Origin of the sequence: Streptomyces sp. NPDC005393 (assembly GCF_040606675.1) — a bacterium.
Taxonomy (GTDB): domain Bacteria; phylum Actinomycetota; class Actinomycetes; order Streptomycetales; family Streptomycetaceae; genus Streptomyces.
This window is the reverse complement of the sequence record NZ_JBEXFG010000013.1, coordinates 74709-91561: the sequence shown is the minus strand read 5'-3', so window position 1 is coordinate 91561 and position 16853 is coordinate 74709. Positions and strand designations below refer to the sequence as shown.

Sequence of the window (16853 nt, the reverse complement as noted above, 5' to 3'; positions counted from 1 at the left end):
CGTGAACCACACCGTCGTGCAGTACCTCCTCGTGGCCCTCGTCGTGCTGCCCCTGCTCGGCTGTGTCGCCGCCCTCCTCCCGGCCCCGCCCGGCCTGCGGGGCCGCGGCCCCGACCAGGCCGTGCTCCGCCACGGCGTGACCGTCACCGGCGTCGTGCTCGCCGCCGCCATCGCCCTGACCGTCGGCTTCGACCACGACCACCCGGCCCGGATGCAGGCGCAGACGGACATCGGCTGGATCCCGGCGCTGGACATCCGCATCCACCTCGGCGTGGACGGCGTCTCACTGCCGCTGATCGTGCTGACCGCGCTGCTGACCTTCCTCTGCGCGCTCTACACGTACTTCAACAGGCCCGCCGGGCCGTCCCCCAAGGCCTTCGTCGCGCTGCTCCTGCTCCTGGAGTCCGGCACCCTGGCCAGCTTCGCCGTGCTCGACCTGATGCTGTTCTTCCTGGCGTTCGAGATGGTGCTCATCCCGATGTACTTCCTCATCAACCGGTGGGGCGGCGCCGAACGGGAGCGCGCCGCCTGGCGGTTCATCCTCTACACGCTGCTCGGCTCCGTCGTCATGCTGCTCGGCCTCCTCCTCATCGGCCTGGGGGGCGGCACCTTCGACATGGTGGCCCTCGCCTCCGACCATGGCTCCCAGCTCAGCCACACCACCCAGCTGATCGCGGCGCTCGCCCTCATCGTCGGACTCGCCGTCAAGGCCCCCATGTGGCCGCTGCACAGCTGGCTCCCGGACGCCCACACCGCCGCCCCCACCGTCGGCTCCGTCCTCCTCGCGGGCGTCCTGCTCAAGATGGGCACGTACGGACTCGTCCGCATCGTGCTGCCGATGGCCCCCGAGGCGGCCCACACCTACGCGCCCTATCTCGCGGCGTTCGCCGTCGTCGGCATCATCTACGGATCCCTGGCCTGTCTCGCGCTCGCCCGCCCCGGCGCCAAGGGCGACCTCAAGCGCCTGATCGCCTACTCCTCCGTCGGCCATATGGGCTTCGTGCTCCTGGGCATCGCGACCCTCACCCCCACCGGGGTGAACGGCGCGCTCTTCGCCAACATCGCGCACGGCCTGATCACCGGGCTGCTCTTCTTCCTCGTCGGCGCGGTCAAGGACCGCTCCGGCACCACCGACCTCGACCAGCTCTCGGGCACGAGCGGCGCGGCCCTGTACGGGCGGGCGCCGCGCCTCGGCGGGCTGCTCGCCTTCGGCGCCGTCGCCTCCCTGGGGCTGCCCGGACTCGCCGGGTTCTGGGGCGAGATGCTCGCCATGTTCGGCGCCTTCGACCCCGCCGACGGGCTCAGCCGCCCGGCGTTCCTCACCTATATGGCGCTCGCCGGCGTCGGCACCCTGCTCACCGCCGGCTACATGCTCGTCGTCGTACGGCGCGTCTGCATGGGCGACCAGCCCGTCGAGCCCGGCACCGGGGCCGAGCCCGTGCTGCCCGCCCTGCCCGATGTGCACGGCCATGAATTCGCCGCCTGGTCCCCCCTGGTGGCGCTCACCGTCCTCGCCGGACTGTGGCCCGCGGCCCTCCTCGGCCTCACCGACCCGGCCGTGCAGCAGCTCCTCGCGGGAGGCAACCGATGACGACCCCGACCGCCGTGAGCCTGGCCTCGGCGCCCGCCCCGGACCTCGCCGCCGGCCTGGTCCAGTCCGTCGACTGGCTCGCCGTCGCCCCGCCCACCATCGCGGCCGTGGCCGGCCTCGCCGTCCTCGTCACGGACCTCTTCCTGCCCGAGCGGAAGAAGCCGCTCCTGGGCTGGCTGGCGATAGCGGGTCTGGCCCTGGCCGCGCTCAGCCTGCTGCCGCTCGTGCACGGGGACCGGGCCACCTTCTGCCTGACCTCCGACGCCCATGCGTGCAGCTATACGGCTGACACGTTCGCCGTCGTCATCCAGTTCCTGGTGCTCGGCGGCGCGCTGCTCACCGCGCTGCTGTCCATCAGCGGGATCGAGGACCTCAAACTTCCCGCGGGCGAATTCTGGTTCCTGCTGCTGTCCTCCGCCGCGGGCGCGGCCCTGCTGCCCGCCTCCCGGGACCTCGCGACCCTCGTCGTCGCCCTCGAAGTGGCCTCGCTCCCGGCCTTCGCGCTCGTGGGGCTGCGCCGCGGCGACCGCCTCTCCTCCGAGGCCGCGCTGAAGTTCTTCCTCTCCTCGGTCACCGCGACCGCCGTGATGCTGCTCGGCGTCAGCTTCGTCTACGCCGCCACCGGCAGCCTGCATCTGTCCCGGATCGCCGGCGCCCTCACCCATGTCGATCCGCGGCTGGACACGCTCGCCCGGGCGGGCGTCGTGCTCACCCTGGTGGGCTTCGCGTTCAAGACCGCCGCCGTCCCGTTCCACTTCTGGGTCCCGGACACCTATGTGGGCGCGCCGGTCCCGGTGGCCGCCTATCTGTCCGTCGTCGGCAAGGCGGTCGGCTTCTCCGGCCTCATCCTGGTGACCGTCCTCGCCTTCCCCTCGTACGCCGATGTGTGGGGCCCGGCCGTCGCGGTCCTCGCCGCCCTCACCATGACCGCGGGAAACGTCGGGGCGCTGCGCCAGCGCCCCGAGCGCGCCTTCAGCGCCGTACGCCTGCTCGCCTGGTCCTCCGTCGCCCAGGCCGGCTATCTGCTGGTCCCGATCGCGGCGGCCGGATACGCCGACTCCGCGGAGGACGCGTCCCGCGCCATCGGCTCCACGGTCGCCTACGCCCTCATGTACGCGGCCGTGAACCTCGGGGCCTTCGCGGTGGCCGCCCTGGTGGCCCGTACGAGCCCGGCCAACCGCATCACCGACTACCGCGGTCTCTACGCCGCCCGCCCGGCCGCCGCACTCGCGCTCGGCTTCTTCCTGCTCTGCCTGGCCGGTCTGCCCCCGGGCGTCATCGGGCTCTTCGCCAAGGTGACCGTCTTCTCCGCGGCCGTGGACGCGGGGCTGGGCTGGCTCGCCGTGGTGATGGCCCTGAACGTCGTGGTCGCGCTGTACTACTACCTCCAGTGGACGACGGTGCTCTTCCGCGCGCCCGAGCCGGCCCTCGCCGCTGCCACCGGCCCCGTCACCCGCGTGGCCCGAGCGGCCCCCCTTACGGTCGCCATCGGCCTCGCCGCCGTCCTCGGCATCGCCCTGTCCGGCGCCCCGCAGCTCGTCCTGCGGTTCGCCTCCGGCAGCCTGCTGTAGCGGCCGGTGACGCGGTGCGTGTGACCGCTCCCATGTGCACAAGGGAACTAGTGACCTTCACCTGGCGTTGACCAGTTCAGGAGGGTCCACTGGAAGGTGGAGACACCGAGCAAGGGTTCCCCTGCGGCACATTGGGAGGGCGTACCGTGCACCGCCGGCACAACGGGCTGAGGACCGCCGTACTCCTCGGGGGACTGTCCGCGCTCATCATCGTCATCGGCAGCTTCTTCGGCCGGACGGGTTTGATCATCGCGGTCTTGATCGCGCTCGGGACCAACGCGTACGCCTACTGGAACAGCGACAAGCTGGCGCTGCGCGCCATGCGGGCCCGCCCCGTCAGCGAATTTGAGGCCCCGGGCCTCTACCGCATCGTGCGCGAGCTCTCCACGGCCGCGCGCCAGCCCATGCCGCGCCTGTACATCTCCCCGACCGAGGCGCCCAACGCCTTCGCGACCGGCCGCAACCCCCGCCATGCGGCCGTCTGCTGCACCGACGGCATCCTGCGGCTGCTCAACGAGCGCGAGCTGCGCGGCGTCATCGGCCACGAGCTCAGCCATGTCTACAACCGGGACATCCTCATCTCCTCGATCGCGGGCGCGCTCGCCAGCGTCGTGATGTTCCTGGTCAACTTCGCCTGGCTGATCCCCGTGGGCCGGTCCGACGACGACGAGGGCCCCGGCTTCCTCGGCATGCTGCTGATCATGATCCTCGGCCCCCTCGCGGCCGCCGTCATCCAGCTCGCCGTCAGCCGCTCCCGCGAATACGAGGCGGACGCCTCCGGCGCCCAGCTCACCGGCGACCCACTCGCCCTCGCCAGCGCCCTGCGTAAGCTCGATGCCGGGACGAAGCAGCTGCCGCTGCCCCCTGAGCCACAGCTGGAGACGACCAGCCATTTGATGATCGCCAACCCGTTCGGGGGCCGGGACGGCATGGCCAAGTTCTTCTCCACCCACCCACCCATGCGGGAGCGCATCGCCCGCCTCGAGCAGATGGCAGGACACCAGCGGTGAAGACGATCCTCAACCTCATATGGCTCGTGCTCTGCGGTTTCTGGATGGCCTGCGGCTATGTTCTCGCCGGTCTGATCCTGTGCGTCACCATCATCGGAATCCCCTTCGGCATCGCCTCCTTCCGCATCGCGGGCTTCGCCCTGTGGCCCTTCGGCCGCATGGCGGTGCCCCGCCGCGACGCGGGCGCGGCCTCCTGTGTGGGCAACATCCTGTGGCTCGTGCTCGCGGGCTGGTGGCTGGCGCTCGGCCATGTCATCACCGGCGTCCTGCTGTGCGTGACGATCATCGGCATCCCGCTGGGCCTGGCCAACTTCAAGCTGATCCCGATCTCCCTGACCCCCCTCGGCCACGAGATCGTCCCCACGGACCAGCCCTTCGCGGGGCGCTGATCGAGGTCAGACGTCCCGCACGTACTCCCGGAGCCACCCGGGAGCGTCCGGCCTCCGGCTCATCGCCCGCAGCGTGGAGCGCAGCCGACGGCGGCTGCGCTCCGACTCGACCGTCTCCGACAGGGACCCGATCGAGATCAGCGTCGCCTCGCACTCCCGCCACGCCCGGGCCGACGCGTACGCCGACAGCAGTGCGACGCTGTAGTACAGGGACCCGCGGCCGTCCGGGAAGTGCGCGGAGGACAGTTCGAGCGCCCGCTGCAGCTTGGGGACTGCCGCCTTGTCCTCCCCGAGCGCGAGGAGGACCTCGCCCTCATGACCGGTGATCTCGTTGTCGTTCACCCACCACGCCCACACCGGATCGCGGGGATCGATCGAGTCCCCGAGCCCCACCCTGGCCCCCGCCAGCTCGTCCAGCGCCCGCCGCCGATCCCCCGCCTGAGCCAGCGCCCTGCCCCGGCGAACGCGCGCGAGCAGCGTCACGCGGGGCGGGATCCGGGGCCGGGAGAGCAGCTCGTCCGCGATGCGCAGCGCCTCGCCCGGCCGACCGCTGTGCACGTCCTGCATCGCCAGCATGTCCAGGGCGAACCACTCCATGGGCCTGTCACCCGCGTGACGGGCGAGCAGATGGGACTCCAGGAACGCCCTGCGGGAGGCTTCCTCCTCGCCGGCGTCGAACAGCAGCCATCCGGCGATCTCGGCAAGCTCGGCGACAGCGGACAGATACCCGGCCCGCGCCCGGTCGGGAACCGCACCACAGTCCAGCTTGCGCTGCGCGGCCCGCCAGGCCTGCACGGCCGCGGGAGCCACCGCCGCACCGCCGTATCGGTTGTCGTGCTCCAGCAGATGGGCGACGGAGGCGCGCAGATGCGCGATGTCTCCGTCGGCGGAGGTCGCCTGCTCAGCGGTGTGTACAGGGGGGCGCCGACCCGACGCCCAGAGGGACATCAGCTCCCCATCGGCCCGGAGATGGTCGTCCAAGGCCCCGACCAGCTGCTCCGACGGCTGTTGCTTTCCGTTGATCACGCGGGCGAGATACGCGGGGTCGTAGCCGAGGGCGCGGGCCGTGCGACGCATGCTCGTGCCCCGCTCAGCGAGAAGGGCGCGAACGCGACAACCGAACTCGGCCATGGCGGACCCCCTGCGTTGACCGTTGACTGCTCAGCGTAGTCAACGCCTGTCAACTCCCGCAGGTTCAAGCCCCGCGCCTCACCATGGCCGGATCAGCCCTGAAGGAGGCAGACCACCATGCCGGACCCCACCGCCCGGACCTTGGAATCCCCGCCGCGGCTGCTGCCCTGGACCAGCCCGGACGGCAAGCCGTGCCACCTGGCGTCGGACGGGGGCGACAGCTATCCGAGCCGGAGGGCGGACGAGATCGAGGCGTTACAGCTGCGCATGGGCACGGAGCTCCTCGACCACGCCCGCGCACTGCTCGACGCCCGCGCGGCGAGCAGCGGGGAGCTCCGTTTTCTGGCAAGCCGGCTGACCGAGGCGCTGCGCGACGCCCTGCGGGTCGCGGAGAGCCGAGGCGGGCGCCTGCCCGTCCTCACCGCCGCCGAGGAGAACGACCCCCGCGAGCCGACCTGACCGGCCGGCCACAGACGCGAACGCCGGGGCCCGAGGCCCCGGCGTGCCGGTAAGCGGCGCGGCCGCCTACCGGTAGTTGACGAACTGCAGCGCGAAGTCCAGGTCCTTGCCCTTGAGCAGCGTGATCACCGACTGAAGATCATCCCGGCTCTTGGACGTCACCCGCAGCTCCTCGCCCTGCACCTGCGCCTTGACGCCCTTCGGGCCCTCGTCGCGGATGATCTTGGCGACCTTCTTCGCGTTCTCCTGTGAGATCCCCTCCTGCAGCGACGCGAAGATCTTGTACTCCTTGCCCGACGCCTGCGGTTCGCCCGCGTCCAGCGCCTTCAGCGAGATCCCCCGCTTGACCAGCTTGGACTGGAAGACGTCGAGGATCGCCTTCACCCGCTCCTCGGAGTTGGCACGCATCTCGATCCGCTCGCCCGACCACTCGATCGAGGCGCCGACGTTCTTGAAGTCGTAGCGCTGGGAGATCTCGCGGCTCGCCTGGTTGAGAGCGTTGTCGACCTCCTGCCGCTCGACCTTCGAGACGATGTCGAAACTGGAGTCGGCCATCTTGAGTTGGCTCCTCGTACGTAGATCCGTCAGTGGCACGGCCCCACGGACCGCATCAGCCAGCCTAGCGATCTCGGCCATGATCCAGAGGCGATCAACCGGGTGGCGAACCACCCCTCCGGATCAGGTATTGTTTACGTCGTTGCCAGGGAGCAGCGACGCGAGAGCGAAGCGCCTGGCCACATCCCAGGCGGTGTGCCCGAGTGGCCAATGGGAGCGGACTGTAAATCCGTCGGCTTAGCCTACCCAGGTTCGAATCCTGGCGCCGCCACAGGAATAAAAAGGCCCGTGACCAGCGGAAACGCTGATCACGGGCCTTTCTTGTCACTGGCCGCCCCGATGCCCGGAAAGCGGAGTATGCCTCGGACTGTCTCACTCGATTCCGCGTGCTGACCAGCTCGTGTGGGACATGTGTGGGACAGAGATCCTGATCACTTCCAGTTGGCGGGTGGCGACCAGGGCAGGAGTGGCGCTCGCCATGGCTTCAGCCAGGGTGGTGCGAGTTTTGGCAGGGGCGGCAGGCCACTTCCTCTCGATGTAGTCGCGAGCGTGCTGGTATCAGCGCACATCGTTGAGCTTGCGCAGCTCAGACAGGGGCAAGCCGGTGACCTGGTCGAACGCCTCGCCCTTGTGCACGGCCATGAGGAGTCCGGCCCGGCGGCCGCCGGCCTGCGTCTTTGTGGCGAAGCTCAGGGAGTGGGGTGTGGTCCCGACCTTCCGCGGAGTTCGGGCCGCGTGCTCCGGCCCAGGTCCTTCCGCTGTCGCACGGCCCGGATGCGGACGTTGAACGTATGGGCCACGGGGGTCCTTCCATGCGGAAGGGGTCCGGCCGCACTGCGGCCGGACCCCTTCGGGTGGGTGTCAGCAGGCGGGGGAGTCGAGGTCTCGCCACCACGCGTCCAGGTCGGCACGGCGGACGCGAAGATGACCGTTCGGGAGCTCGATGAGCTTCGAGGCCTTGCCGCGGGCCCGCATGCGGTACAAAGCGGCGTGCGAACCTCATGACATCAACACCTCTTAAGGACTTATGCTGAGATCGTCCGAACAACCGGGGACGGTGAGCACCACATGGCCAGGTACGAGAAGATCGCTGACGCGCTGCGTCAGAGCATCCGCGCAGGTGAGCTGGGACCGGGCGAGCGGCTTCCCGCTGAGGACAAGCTCGCGCAGCAGTACCGGACCAGCGTGCCGACGCTTCAGCGCGCCCTCGCCGAGCTGGCCACAGAGGGCCTTATCGACAAACGGCATGGGGTAGGGACCTTCGTCCGCACGCCTCGGCAGCGGGTCGAGCGGAACAACGACCGGCACCAGTGGGAGAAGGACCGGGCGCGCCAGCCTCAGACCGAGCGCCTGAAGACCGGTTCAACGGAGCACGACACCGGCTTGGAGGTCACGGACCTCACCTTCCACGCCGAATACCGCGAAGCGAAGGCCGATGAAGACCTTGCGGCGGTCTTCGGGGTCCCCGTGGGCACGCGACTCCTGGAGCGGATCTACCGCACCAACTCCCGTGACGAGGACGCGCCGTTCGCCCTCGTGCACTCGTACCTGGTCCACGACATGGTGGCCGCCAACCCGGACCTGCTCGACCACACCAATGAGCCCTGGCCGGGCGGCACTCAGAACCAGCTCTACACGATCGGCATCGAGCTGGACCGCATAGAGGAGCGCATCACGGCCCGCCCGCCGACCGTGGAGGAGGCCGACGAACTCGGGCTGAAGAAGGGCGTCTCGGTGATCCTCCTCCGGAAGATCTGCACCGACATCAACGACCGGGTCGTCGAGGTCTCCGATGTGACCCTGTCCGGAGACCGTACGGAGCTCGTGTTCACCACCCCGCTGAAGAGGTGGTGACGATGCCGAACGTCATCACGGTCATCACCGCGGTCCACGGCCCGGGCGCCGAGCACCTCCCCGACGCGTACAAGTCGCTGCTCGAACAGGAACTGCCGGACGGCTGGGACTGGCAATGGGTCATCCAGGAGGACGGCGAAACCGACGCTGTACTCCCGTACGTGCCGGATGACGTCCGGGTCAGCTTCGGCCAGGGCCGCCACGGACGGGCGGCGATGGCCCGCACGATGGGGCTCTCGCGGGCCGAGGGCGAGTACGTCAAGGTGCTCGACGCCGACGACATGCTCACCCCCGGTGCCCTCGCCCGCGACCTGCGCGCACTGACGGACAACCCCGGTATCGGCTGGGCCACCACTCGCGTGCTGGATCTCCTACCCGACGGCTCCACCGTCGGCTTCGAGGGCGACCCGCCCCAAGGGCCGATCGCACGCGGCTCCGTACTCCAGTTCTGGAAGGCCCACAACTACCGCGCCCCGGTGCACCCAGCCTCCTTGTTCATGCGCCGAGACCTGCTCCTGGCCCTTGGCGGCTGGATGGCCCTGCCGGCATCCGAGGACACCGGCCTGCTGCTTGCCCTCAGCGCGGTCAGCCGCGGTTGGTTCACCGCCGAGACCGGTCTGCTCTACCGCAAGTGGCCCGGCCAGGTCACCAGCCAGGCCGCGCACGCCGACGAACGCGAGCGTGAGGCCCGGTTCGCGGTGGTCGAGGCGCGGGCCCGCGTCTTGGCGGGCATGGACGGCTGGCGATACGACGCAGACGACACGAAATGACACTCGTCCACGATGCCTAATCGTCGGCGCTTCAGCGTTCCCTCAAAGGGGTGGTGCAACTCGCTGGGTGCCGTACGTAAGTTAGCGGGCGTGCGAACATGGACGGCTCTCAAAACACCAAAAGCCCCCTCGGGAGATGGTCCCATGAGGGCCTTCGGTGGAGCCGGGTTTTCCGCTAGTTTCGCTGGACCTGCTTCCGAGTGGAGAGAAAGCCAAAGAGTTTCTGCAACACAGCGCGACCCGTCGCTCGGAGTGCTTCGTTCTGTTCAGCCACGACGCGCTGACGAGCCTCCGCGTAGCTATCGCCACGCAAGACACTTGCCCGCCTCTCCATGTACGCATCAGGATCTGCCCTGTATTCTTCCATCAGGGCGTCCACGCCTTTGGCCGGGGATTCATCAAGATTCCCGGACTTGCTTTTGTGTTGTAAGTTTCCACTCATTACTCCCCCTCAATTTCCGGCTAATGCGATTCGCGCTTCCCCCTGGTTTCACACTGGCGCGTAGCCTCTGTCAAAATAGACCAGCTAATTCCAGCCGTCAACGACTTGACTCCTTTTGGAGTAAGCGTGTATCGCGTCGCTGGCGGGCCTCGTGGTCACGGTAAGTATGTTCCCGCAGGTGGCGCCGCCCATGCGGCACTTGACCAACATCTTCCACACATCGTGTCACTGGTGCTACGCTCCGTCGCCATGGCAACTCGATGGTGGGGGCTTGGTCGAGGCACTGCTGTAGCGGGGGCGCTCAATGTACTTGCCTACATTGCGGCAGCGCTCGCAGGTTTGTACGAATGGGGGTGGATCTTTTGGCTAATCGTCAGCGGCGGAGCACTGGCAACGCTTACCGTGATCTTCTTGGCCGCACGTGGGGTGAAGACCGAGAAGCAAACCGCGCTTCTGGCTGGTCAGGAGCAGCGACGGATGCTCCAGGAGATGCTCGTTCCCATCATGGAGGTCTTCGGGGAAATCGCCATCGCCACCACGGCTCCGGCTAGGCGTTCGCTTCAGGGGCACATGAAGCATGTGGTGATCAGGGCGGCACGGTCCATAGGGCCTCCGCACACGCGTGCGTGCCTGCTCGAAGTGTCCGGAAACGCTGGCGCTCGCGAACTTGCCTGTCCCGCCGGCATGTGGGCTGGGCGGCAGGAGACACCGCGCACCACTTTCCGGGAAGGCACGCCGAGAGGGGATCGACTGCTTCGGAGCATGGATAAACGTGAACCGCTTTTTGTTCCCGACCTGCTCGCCGAGCCTCGGGAGTACCAGCCGGACACGCAGACGTACAAGACTTTCATAACCGCGCCGGTCGCTCCTGCGATAACTCACCCGGCGTTCGGGATGCTCGCCATCGATAGCCCGACAAAGGGCGATCTGGCCGAGCATGACATCAAGATCATCGAAATCTTGGGGCAATTACTCGGGTCTGCCTTAGCTATTAAGCGCTAGCGGCAGGAGCTACCGGCCGCCGAAGTTGCTCGTCCCCTCGTCGGGTTACGGCAACGTCTCGGCATCGACGCGGGAGAAGACCAGATCACTCTCGTCGGCGAGAAGGTCCCGCCGGCGCACCGGCACCCTGGGCGCACTCCGCAGCGCGGCGGGGTAGCTGCCCGCGCCGTAGTCGTTGGCCAGGCGGTAGCTGCGGAAGCCGTTCTTCTTGAGGGTTTCCAGCAGCTCCTCGACGGATTCCCCCAGCTCTGACATCCGCCGTGGAGTGACCTCGATCGTGAGCTCCGCGTCGGGGCGGAGGCGGTCGAGGAGGGGGGCGAGCCCCCGAACCACGCCGCCTTCCGCGCCCTCTACATCGACCTTGATCACCCTGGCCCTTGCGATCTCCTCCTCGGTAAGGAGATCCGGCAACGGATGAGCCGCGATCTCGAAGGTGGACTCAGCCGGGCCGTCGTACGGAACGATGCTGTTGGCTCCCATGTTCTGCGAGCTGGCGAGAGTGAACCTCAACGACTCTTCGCGGTCGGAGACCGCAGCGTTCACCGCGCGAAGGTTGGTGCAACCGTTCCGCTGGACCTGACGCAAGAGCACCTGGTGGAACGTCGGCGACGCTTCGACCGCCACCACCTTGCCGCTGTCCCCGACGAGGCGTGAGGCCAGGACGCTGTAGTACCCGATGTTGGCTCCGACGTCCACGAAGACATCGCCAGGCTTCAGCCTGCGCTGGAGCCACCGCGTCAGGTGCGGCTCCCAGACCCCAAAAAGGTAGAGGTAGCGCTGAATGAGGTCCTGCGTGTCGACGGCGAACGTCGCGCCGAACCGCGTGCGGGCCATGCGGTGCTGAGGATGATCCCTCAGCGCGGCATTCAGGTACCGCTCCACCATGGCCCGCTTCCCGACAGCGCCCGGCGCGTAGCGGACGTACCCGCGGCCGAGACTCACCGCGGCCTGTTCGAGCGCTCGTATCACCGGGACCTCCAGGTCATGCTGGGTCGCTCTCGCTCTTGCTCTCGCCCTCGGGCTGAGGCTTGGAGAGAAGCAGCCCCCGCGCTGAGTGCTGCCGGCCGTCGAAACTTCCGCTCACTCCGAGATCTTCCCGGGCGCGCTCATGGAAGCGGTTGATCGTCTCGAACACGGTGACGTGCAGTGCTCTCCACTCGGCCAAGGTGCCCTCCACCACGCCTCGCGCCTGCCATCCGATCGCGGCCGTCGCTTCCTGCACCGTGTGGGCGACCTCGATCACCGGATGGTCGGCGAGCATGGATGGCAGCTCGCACTCGGCCGATGTACTCGGCGGAGGCGTCGAGCTTGCTGCTGTCCCAGCGGGTGCGAAGCTCCTGCTTCCGCGGCCTGGCGTGGTTCGGGCTCGGACATCGCCGGCACACCCCCTGTCAACGTTGTTGATGCTCCCCGCAGGACATGGAAGCGCCCGATCGCCGGCGACGGGGGATGCACCAGCGATCGGGCTGTACCCAAGAGTAACAAGGCTGCTTGCGTGCGGGAGTCGACTGCTCAGCCGCAACGAGGATTTGTGATCGGGATCACGCAACGCGACCCGCAAGGGGTCGGAGCCGTAACCAACCGGATGGCTCGCGCCTGACGCTCGGGGAACATGCCGTTGGTGGAGACCCGGCTCCGTTAGCGACCGCACGGAGGCGTGTACGGGAGACGGGGCAGATACTCGTGCCATTTTTCCGGCGTCAGAACGCCCCGAGTCATCGAGCAAATGCGATGAATGGCCTCGTCGACGTCCAGGTTCCACAGCCGGACCGTATCGGCGCCGCTCGACACTCCGAGCATGTGGCTGTTGGGACTGAACGACAAGAAATTGCCTGTTTTGGCGTTGGGGCTCATCGATTGACCGATGGGAGCGGCCCTGGAGGGGAGGGTGACGTTCCAGAGTCGGACCGTGTCGTCGTTGCCGCCGCTCGCCAGCGTGCGGCCGTCCTGGCTGAACGTCAGCGACACGACCGCTTCGGTGTGGCCCGTGAGGGTGGAGCCCAGCCGGGTTGCCTTGAGGGGGGCGGTGACGTTCCAGAGTCGGACCGTGCCGTCGTCGCTGCCGCTGGCCAATGTATGGCCGTCCGGGCTGTAGGCGAGCGCGTTGATGGGGCCCAGGTGCCCCTTGAGCGGCGCGCCGAGGCGGGGGGCATGACGTGGATCGGCCACGTTCCAGAGCCGGATGGTGCTGTCAGCGCTGCCGCCGGCGAGAGTGCGGCCATCCGGGCTGAAGGCGAGGGCGTTGACGTAGCCCGTGTGGCCGGTGAGCGGCGCGCCGAGCGGAAGAAGGTGAGACGGGTCGCTGACGTTCCACAACTGGATGGTGCGGTCGTCATGGGCGGTTGCCAGCGTGCGCCCGTCCGGGCTGAACGCCAGCGCCTCGGGGCCCGCGAACCGTGTCCGCAGCGCGACGGGCGGCCCGTAGGGGACAGGCCGGGTCGGGTCGGTGACGTTCCACAGCTGCACCGCGCGGCTTCCCGTCAGCACCGCGAGTGTGTGGCCGTCAGGGGAGAACGCCAGCGAACGCACGTCACCCTCCCCGGGCATGAACGGTTTGCCCAGCGATACGGGCCGGTTGGGAGTCTCCACGTTCCACAGCCGAACCCTTTCGTCGCGCGCGGCCGTGGCGAGCACCCGCCCATCCGGGCGGAACGCTCCGATTCGGCCGATCATGTCCGACGTCGGTATCGACCACAGGCGGACCTTGTTGTCGCCACTCCCGGTGGCGAGGGTCCGTCCATCGGGGCTGAAGCCCAAGGCGTACATCTCGCCGCTGCTGCCCGCGAGAGGCTCACCGACCTGCGACGGGTAGGCCGGATTACTGACGTTCCACAGGCTCGCCGTGCTGTCCGCGCTGGCGGCGGCGAGCATGGCCCCGTCGGGGCTGAAGGCCACTGACCATACGGGACCGGTGTGGCCGGTGAGCGGCGCGCCGAGGCGGGCGGCATGACGTGGGTCGGCCACGTTCCAGAGCCGGATGGTGTCGTCCGTGCTGCCGCTGGCGAGAGTGCGGCCGTCGGGGCTGAAGGCCACGGAGTGCACCGTGGCCTCGTGGCCGGTCAGCACCGCGTCGATCGGCGTCGGATGACGCCGATCGGCCATGTCCCACAGCCTGATCGTGCCATTGTCGCCACCGGCTGCCAGCGTCCGTCCGTCGGGGCTGAACGCCACGGAGCGCACGGCGGCGGTGTGGCCGGTCAAGGCACCGAGCGCCTTCGGCCGGCGCGGGTCGCCCACGTCCCACAGGCGAACGGTGTGATCTTCGGTGGCAGAGGCCAGCGTGTGTCCGTCCGGGCTGAAGGCAAGCAGGTAGACCGTGCCGTCATGGCCGGACAAGGGCGCACCGAGCGGGCGCGGGTGGCTGGGATCCCGCACGTCCCACAGCCGAATCGTGCCGTCGTCCGATGCGCTGGCGAGGGTGCGGCCGTCCGGGCTGAAGACCGCGCTGCTCACCCAGCTCGTGTGGCCGGTGAGGGGCTTGCCCAGGGGTTTTGGGCGAGTCGGGTCTGTCACGTTCCACAGTCGAACCGTCCGGTCGTAGCTGGCGGTGGCCAGGATCCGTCCACTCGGGCTGAACGTGGTGAGGTAGACGGCGCCGGTGTGGCCATGAAGCGGCGTGGCCAGCGGCGCGTTCACTATCGAGATCAACCGATTGTTCGTGCCCTCGTCGTGTGGCCGCAGGCGGTGTGCCACCAGGTCGAGTTGAGCGGACAACGACGGATCCGTGGACTGGACGCGATCGGCTTCGGCGAGCACCTGCTGAAACACCGCATCGTCCCGCTGCTGCCACGCGACCACCGCCGAACCGACAGCCAGCATCGCCAGGACGACCAGAGCCGACACCGCACCCCGGCTGATCCAGACTGTGCGCTTGCGCAGCCTGACCGAAGCAGCCAGGAATTCCACCGCGCTCCGGGTCAGAAAGGTGTCACCGGCAGACTTTGCCCAGGTGCGGGCCTGCTCCAGACGGGAACCCCGGTAGAGCAGCGACGTGTCGCGGTTCAAGCCCTCCCAGGCCCGGCCGTCCTCCTCCAGTCGCTGGCGCAGCAGGTGGTCGTTCCTGTCCTCGTCGATCCAGTCGCGCAGGCGTGGCCAGGCGTGAAGCAGTGCTTCATGGGTGATCTCCACGGTCTCCGCGTCGAGTGTCACCAATCGGGCGCGAACCAGCGCTTCGAGCGATTCCTCCGCCTTGTTGGGGTCCGTCGACTCCTCCGCCAGCCGGCGCCGCGTCCCCCTCCTACGGGTGGCCTGGGTGTCTTCGCCCAGCCGGACCAGCCTCAGGAGGAGCAGTCTCGCGGCCGTGCGCGCCGCAGGGTCGAGGCTGGACCAGGCCTGCTCGGCAGTCGCCGCCACCGCTCCCTGGATTCCGCCCGCCGCGCGGTAGCCGGCCAGCGTCAGCCTTCCCGCCTTCCGTCGCTGCCAGGTGGCGAGCAGGGCGTGGGAGAGGAGCGGCAGCACCCCCGCGTCATGCGTCCCACGAGGGCCGTCAGCGCTCACTTCCTGGACGATCAGCTCCGCCAGCCCCGGTTCGAGTTCCAGTCCCACGGCCTTGGCCGGGCCGGTCACCGCTTCGCGCAGCTCCGTAGTGGTCAGCGGTCCGAGCACCATGTGCCGGTGTTGCAGCGCGTCGGCCAGTTCGGGATACCCCAGGCACTGCTCGTAGAAGTCGGCGCGTATGCCGAGGACTACGAGCACGGGTGCTGAGTCACCGGAACCGGCGCGCGAGCACGCAGCGTGGAGCAGCCGGATGAAAGTGCGCCTGTTCGCCTCGTCGGAGCCGAGGGTGAACGCCTCCTCGAACTGATCCACGATGACGACCGGACGGGCGGCGGAGGATGTCTCGCGCCCAGCCCATGCCGTGACGGCCTCCCTCACCTCGTGCGCGAATCGCGGAGTACCGGGCTCCTTCGCCGCCGGTTCCTCCGCGGTGGAGACGACGTGTGCGAGCTCAGGGATCCGGCGAGTCAGCTCCGCGAGAGGATCGCCTCCCGGCACGAGCTGCAGAACCCCCCTGCCCTGGCTCTTCTCGTCGCCCAGTGCGCCGTTCTGCAATGCGGGCACTAAGCCGGCGTTCAGCAGGGAGGATTTTCCCGCCCCTGAAGCGCCCACGAGCATGACCAAGCCACCCGTCTTCTCCGCTGCGCGCAGCTGAGTGACGAGGGCATCCGTGCTCCGCTCTCGGCCGAAGAACCACCGGGCGTCTTGCTGACGGTACGAAGCCAGCCCCCGGTACGGGCACACACCACCGGGGACGGTCGGGGCTTCAGCCGAGGGTCGTTCCTCCTCTTCCGCGGATGTCGCGGGGCGCTCGCCGACCGGGTCGGCCACCGCACGCTCCCATAGGCGCTGCCACTGGGCCATGTCATACAGGCCTGTGGACACCGACGCGGGCCGCAAGCGTCGCGCTTCGGGAATCAGGACGTGCAGCACCGCTGCGAGGGCGGCGAACTGGGCAGGCACGTTCTTGGCTCGTCGCCAGTCGCTGATCCGCTGAGCGGACACCCGCACGGGCCGCCCTCGCTCGTCGACCCGCTGGAACCGGACGACCGCCTCGGCCACGCTCTTGAGGGGAGGGTTACCGGCCTCCCTGTACAGCAGCGCAAGACGTTCCGCGAAGGCTGTGCGTGCCCCTGAGTCGGAACTCAAGGTCTCCACTCCTTACTTCCCCCGCACCTGGACATCCGGACCGGAAAACTCACTCTATATGGCTGACCTGCGGTTAAGTCGGTGGCCGGATGCCGGAACCTCCTCGGCGGGAGGCACAGCTGGCAGGATCATGACGCAGTAGCGCATCAACCGCACGTCACCTGGCCAGGCCACCAGCTCAGCGCACGGAGAGACAACCCATGGCACCGCATGTTCTCGGTTGGCTTTCGCCGGAGTTGCAACGGTGGCGACGGGCCCGTCGCGTGAGCTTGAGAGATCCGTGGAGCCGGTGCCATCCGGACGGCCATCGCGTCGACCACGGGTCCGGCCTTTCCTCGATCCGCACCAGTACGGCGCGGATCGACACCGGCCCACCGTTCGGCACCGGTCCCCACGAGGGGAGGGACCGGCGCCGAACGGTGGGGCGTGTGAT

Annotated in this window: 13 protein-coding genes, 1 tRNA gene and 1 pseudogene; 9 read left to right on the top strand and 6 right to left on the bottom strand. The window is 68.7% G+C overall.

Features of this window, described 5'->3' with window-relative positions; all coding sequences use genetic code 11:
• The first annotated feature begins 1 nt into the window (after position 1).
• The 4 genes from ABZS71_RS14340 to ABZS71_RS14325 all read left to right on the top strand — a co-directional run bounded on the left by ABZS71_RS14340 (position 2) and on the right by ABZS71_RS14325 (position 4561).
• Positions 2-1591 (top strand): NADH-quinone oxidoreductase subunit M, encoded by a 1590-nt coding sequence (locus ABZS71_RS14340; RefSeq protein ID WP_356209932.1) that lies wholly within the window; start codon positions 2-4, stop codon positions 1589-1591.
• Positions 1588-3162 (top strand): NADH-quinone oxidoreductase subunit N, encoded by a 1575-nt coding sequence (locus ABZS71_RS14335; protein ID WP_356209929.1) that lies wholly within the window; start codon positions 1588-1590, stop codon positions 3160-3162. The genes ABZS71_RS14340 and ABZS71_RS14335 overlap by 4 nt, the downstream gene beginning before the upstream one ends.
• 146 nt (positions 3163-3308) lie before the next feature.
• Entirely contained in the window at positions 3309-4172 is an 864-nt protein-coding gene (htpX, locus tag ABZS71_RS14330; protein ID WP_356209926.1) for a zinc metalloprotease HtpX, read from the top strand.
• Positions 4169-4561, top strand: a complete 393-nt coding sequence (locus ABZS71_RS14325; RefSeq protein WP_355843416.1) for a YccF domain-containing protein — start codon at positions 4169-4171, stop codon at positions 4559-4561. Before htpX ends, ABZS71_RS14325 begins: the two co-directional genes overlap by 4 nt.
• A 6-nt stretch (positions 4562-4567) precedes the next feature.
• Here the strand turns inward: ABZS71_RS14325 and ABZS71_RS14320 are convergent, their stop codons facing one another.
• Positions 4568-5692 carry a helix-turn-helix transcriptional regulator gene (locus tag ABZS71_RS14320; RefSeq protein WP_356209923.1) on the bottom strand — a complete coding sequence of 375 codons (1125 nt, stop codon included), beginning with the start codon at positions 5690-5692 and terminating at the stop codon, positions 4568-4570.
• A gap of 117 nt (positions 5693-5809) precedes the next feature.
• Here ABZS71_RS14320 and ABZS71_RS14315 point away from each other — a divergent pair, with 117 nt between their 5' ends.
• Positions 5810-6151: a hypothetical protein gene (locus ABZS71_RS14315; RefSeq protein WP_355843410.1), complete on the top strand. Its 342-nt coding sequence runs from the start codon at positions 5810-5812 to the stop codon at positions 6149-6151.
• Positions 6152-6217: 66 nt separating this feature from the next.
• On the opposite strand, the gene ABZS71_RS14310 is transcribed toward ABZS71_RS14315, so the two are convergent.
• On the bottom strand, positions 6218-6706 hold the full coding sequence (locus ABZS71_RS14310) for a YajQ family cyclic di-GMP-binding protein (RefSeq protein WP_009715913.1): 489 nt from the start codon (positions 6704-6706) through the stop codon (positions 6218-6220).
• 189 nt (positions 6707-6895) lie between these two features.
• On the opposite strand from ABZS71_RS14310, the gene ABZS71_RS14305 reads away from it, so the two are divergent.
• Positions 6896-6977 (top strand) — tRNA-Tyr (locus tag ABZS71_RS14305).
• A 590-nt stretch (positions 6978-7567) separates the two neighbouring features.
• Here ABZS71_RS14305 and ABZS71_RS14300 read toward each other — a convergent pair.
• Positions 7568-7714 (bottom strand): annotated as a pseudogene (locus ABZS71_RS14300) (excisionase).
• A 60-nt stretch (positions 7715-7774) separates the two neighbouring features.
• Here ABZS71_RS14300 and ABZS71_RS14295 point away from each other — a divergent pair.
• The 3 genes from ABZS71_RS14295 (at position 7775) to ABZS71_RS14285 (ending at position 10774) form a co-directional block, all read left to right on the top strand.
• Positions 7775-8560: a GntR family transcriptional regulator gene (locus ABZS71_RS14295; RefSeq protein WP_356209920.1), complete on the top strand. Its 786-nt coding sequence runs from the start codon at positions 7775-7777 to the stop codon at positions 8558-8560.
• 2 nt (positions 8561-8562) lie between these two features.
• Positions 8563-9330, top strand: coding sequence for a glycosyltransferase (locus tag ABZS71_RS14290; protein WP_356209917.1), 768 nt, complete (start codon positions 8563-8565; stop codon positions 9328-9330).
• A 691-nt stretch (positions 9331-10021) separates the two neighbouring features.
• Positions 10022-10774: a hypothetical protein gene (locus tag ABZS71_RS14285; protein WP_356209914.1), complete on the top strand. Its 753-nt coding sequence runs from the start codon at positions 10022-10024 to the stop codon at positions 10772-10774.
• A 45-nt stretch (positions 10775-10819) separates the two neighbouring features.
• On the opposite strand, the gene ABZS71_RS14280 is transcribed toward ABZS71_RS14285, so the two are convergent.
• The 3 genes from ABZS71_RS14280 to ABZS71_RS14270 all read right to left on the bottom strand — a co-directional run bounded on the left by ABZS71_RS14280 (position 10820) and on the right by ABZS71_RS14270 (position 16429).
• Positions 10820-11743 (bottom strand): FkbM family methyltransferase, encoded by a 924-nt coding sequence (locus ABZS71_RS14280; protein WP_356209911.1) that lies wholly within the window; start codon positions 11741-11743, stop codon positions 10820-10822.
• A 13-nt stretch (positions 11744-11756) separates the two neighbouring features.
• Entirely contained in the window at positions 11757-12035 is a 279-nt protein-coding gene (locus tag ABZS71_RS14275) for a hypothetical protein (RefSeq protein ID WP_356209908.1), read from the bottom strand.
• A 377-nt stretch (positions 12036-12412) separates the two neighbouring features.
• Positions 12413-16429 (bottom strand): AAA family ATPase, encoded by a 4017-nt coding sequence (locus ABZS71_RS14270; RefSeq protein WP_356209905.1) that lies wholly within the window; start codon positions 16427-16429, stop codon positions 12413-12415.
• Between the last annotated feature and the right edge of the window lie 424 nt (positions 16430-16853).

Bases quoted from the DNA above. Each gene is read 5' to 3' on its own strand.
- ABZS71_RS14335 (WP_356209929.1), top strand. From the start codon at position 1,588: ATGACGACCCCGACCGCCGTGAGCCTGGCCTCGGCGCCCGCCCCGGAC.
- ABZS71_RS14320 (WP_356209923.1), bottom strand. From the start codon at position 5,692: ATGGCCGAGTTCGGTTGTCGCGTTCGCGCCCTTCTCGCTGAGCGGGGC.
- ABZS71_RS14315 (WP_355843410.1), top strand. From the start codon at position 5,810: ATGCCGGACCCCACCGCCCGGACCTTGGAATCCCCGCCGCGGCTGCTG.
- ABZS71_RS14310 (WP_009715913.1), bottom strand. From the start codon at position 6,706: ATGGCCGACTCCAGTTTCGACATCGTCTCGAAGGTCGAGCGGCAGGAG.
- ABZS71_RS14295 (WP_356209920.1), top strand. From the start codon at position 7,775: ATGGCCAGGTACGAGAAGATCGCTGACGCGCTGCGTCAGAGCATCCGC.
- ABZS71_RS14290 (WP_356209917.1), top strand. From the start codon at position 8,563: ATGCCGAACGTCATCACGGTCATCACCGCGGTCCACGGCCCGGGCGCC.
- ABZS71_RS14285 (WP_356209914.1), top strand. From the start codon at position 10,022: ATGGCAACTCGATGGTGGGGGCTTGGTCGAGGCACTGCTGTAGCGGGG.
- ABZS71_RS14275 (WP_356209908.1), bottom strand. From the start codon at position 12,035: ATGCTCGCCGACCATCCGGTGATCGAGGTCGCCCACACGGTGCAGGAA.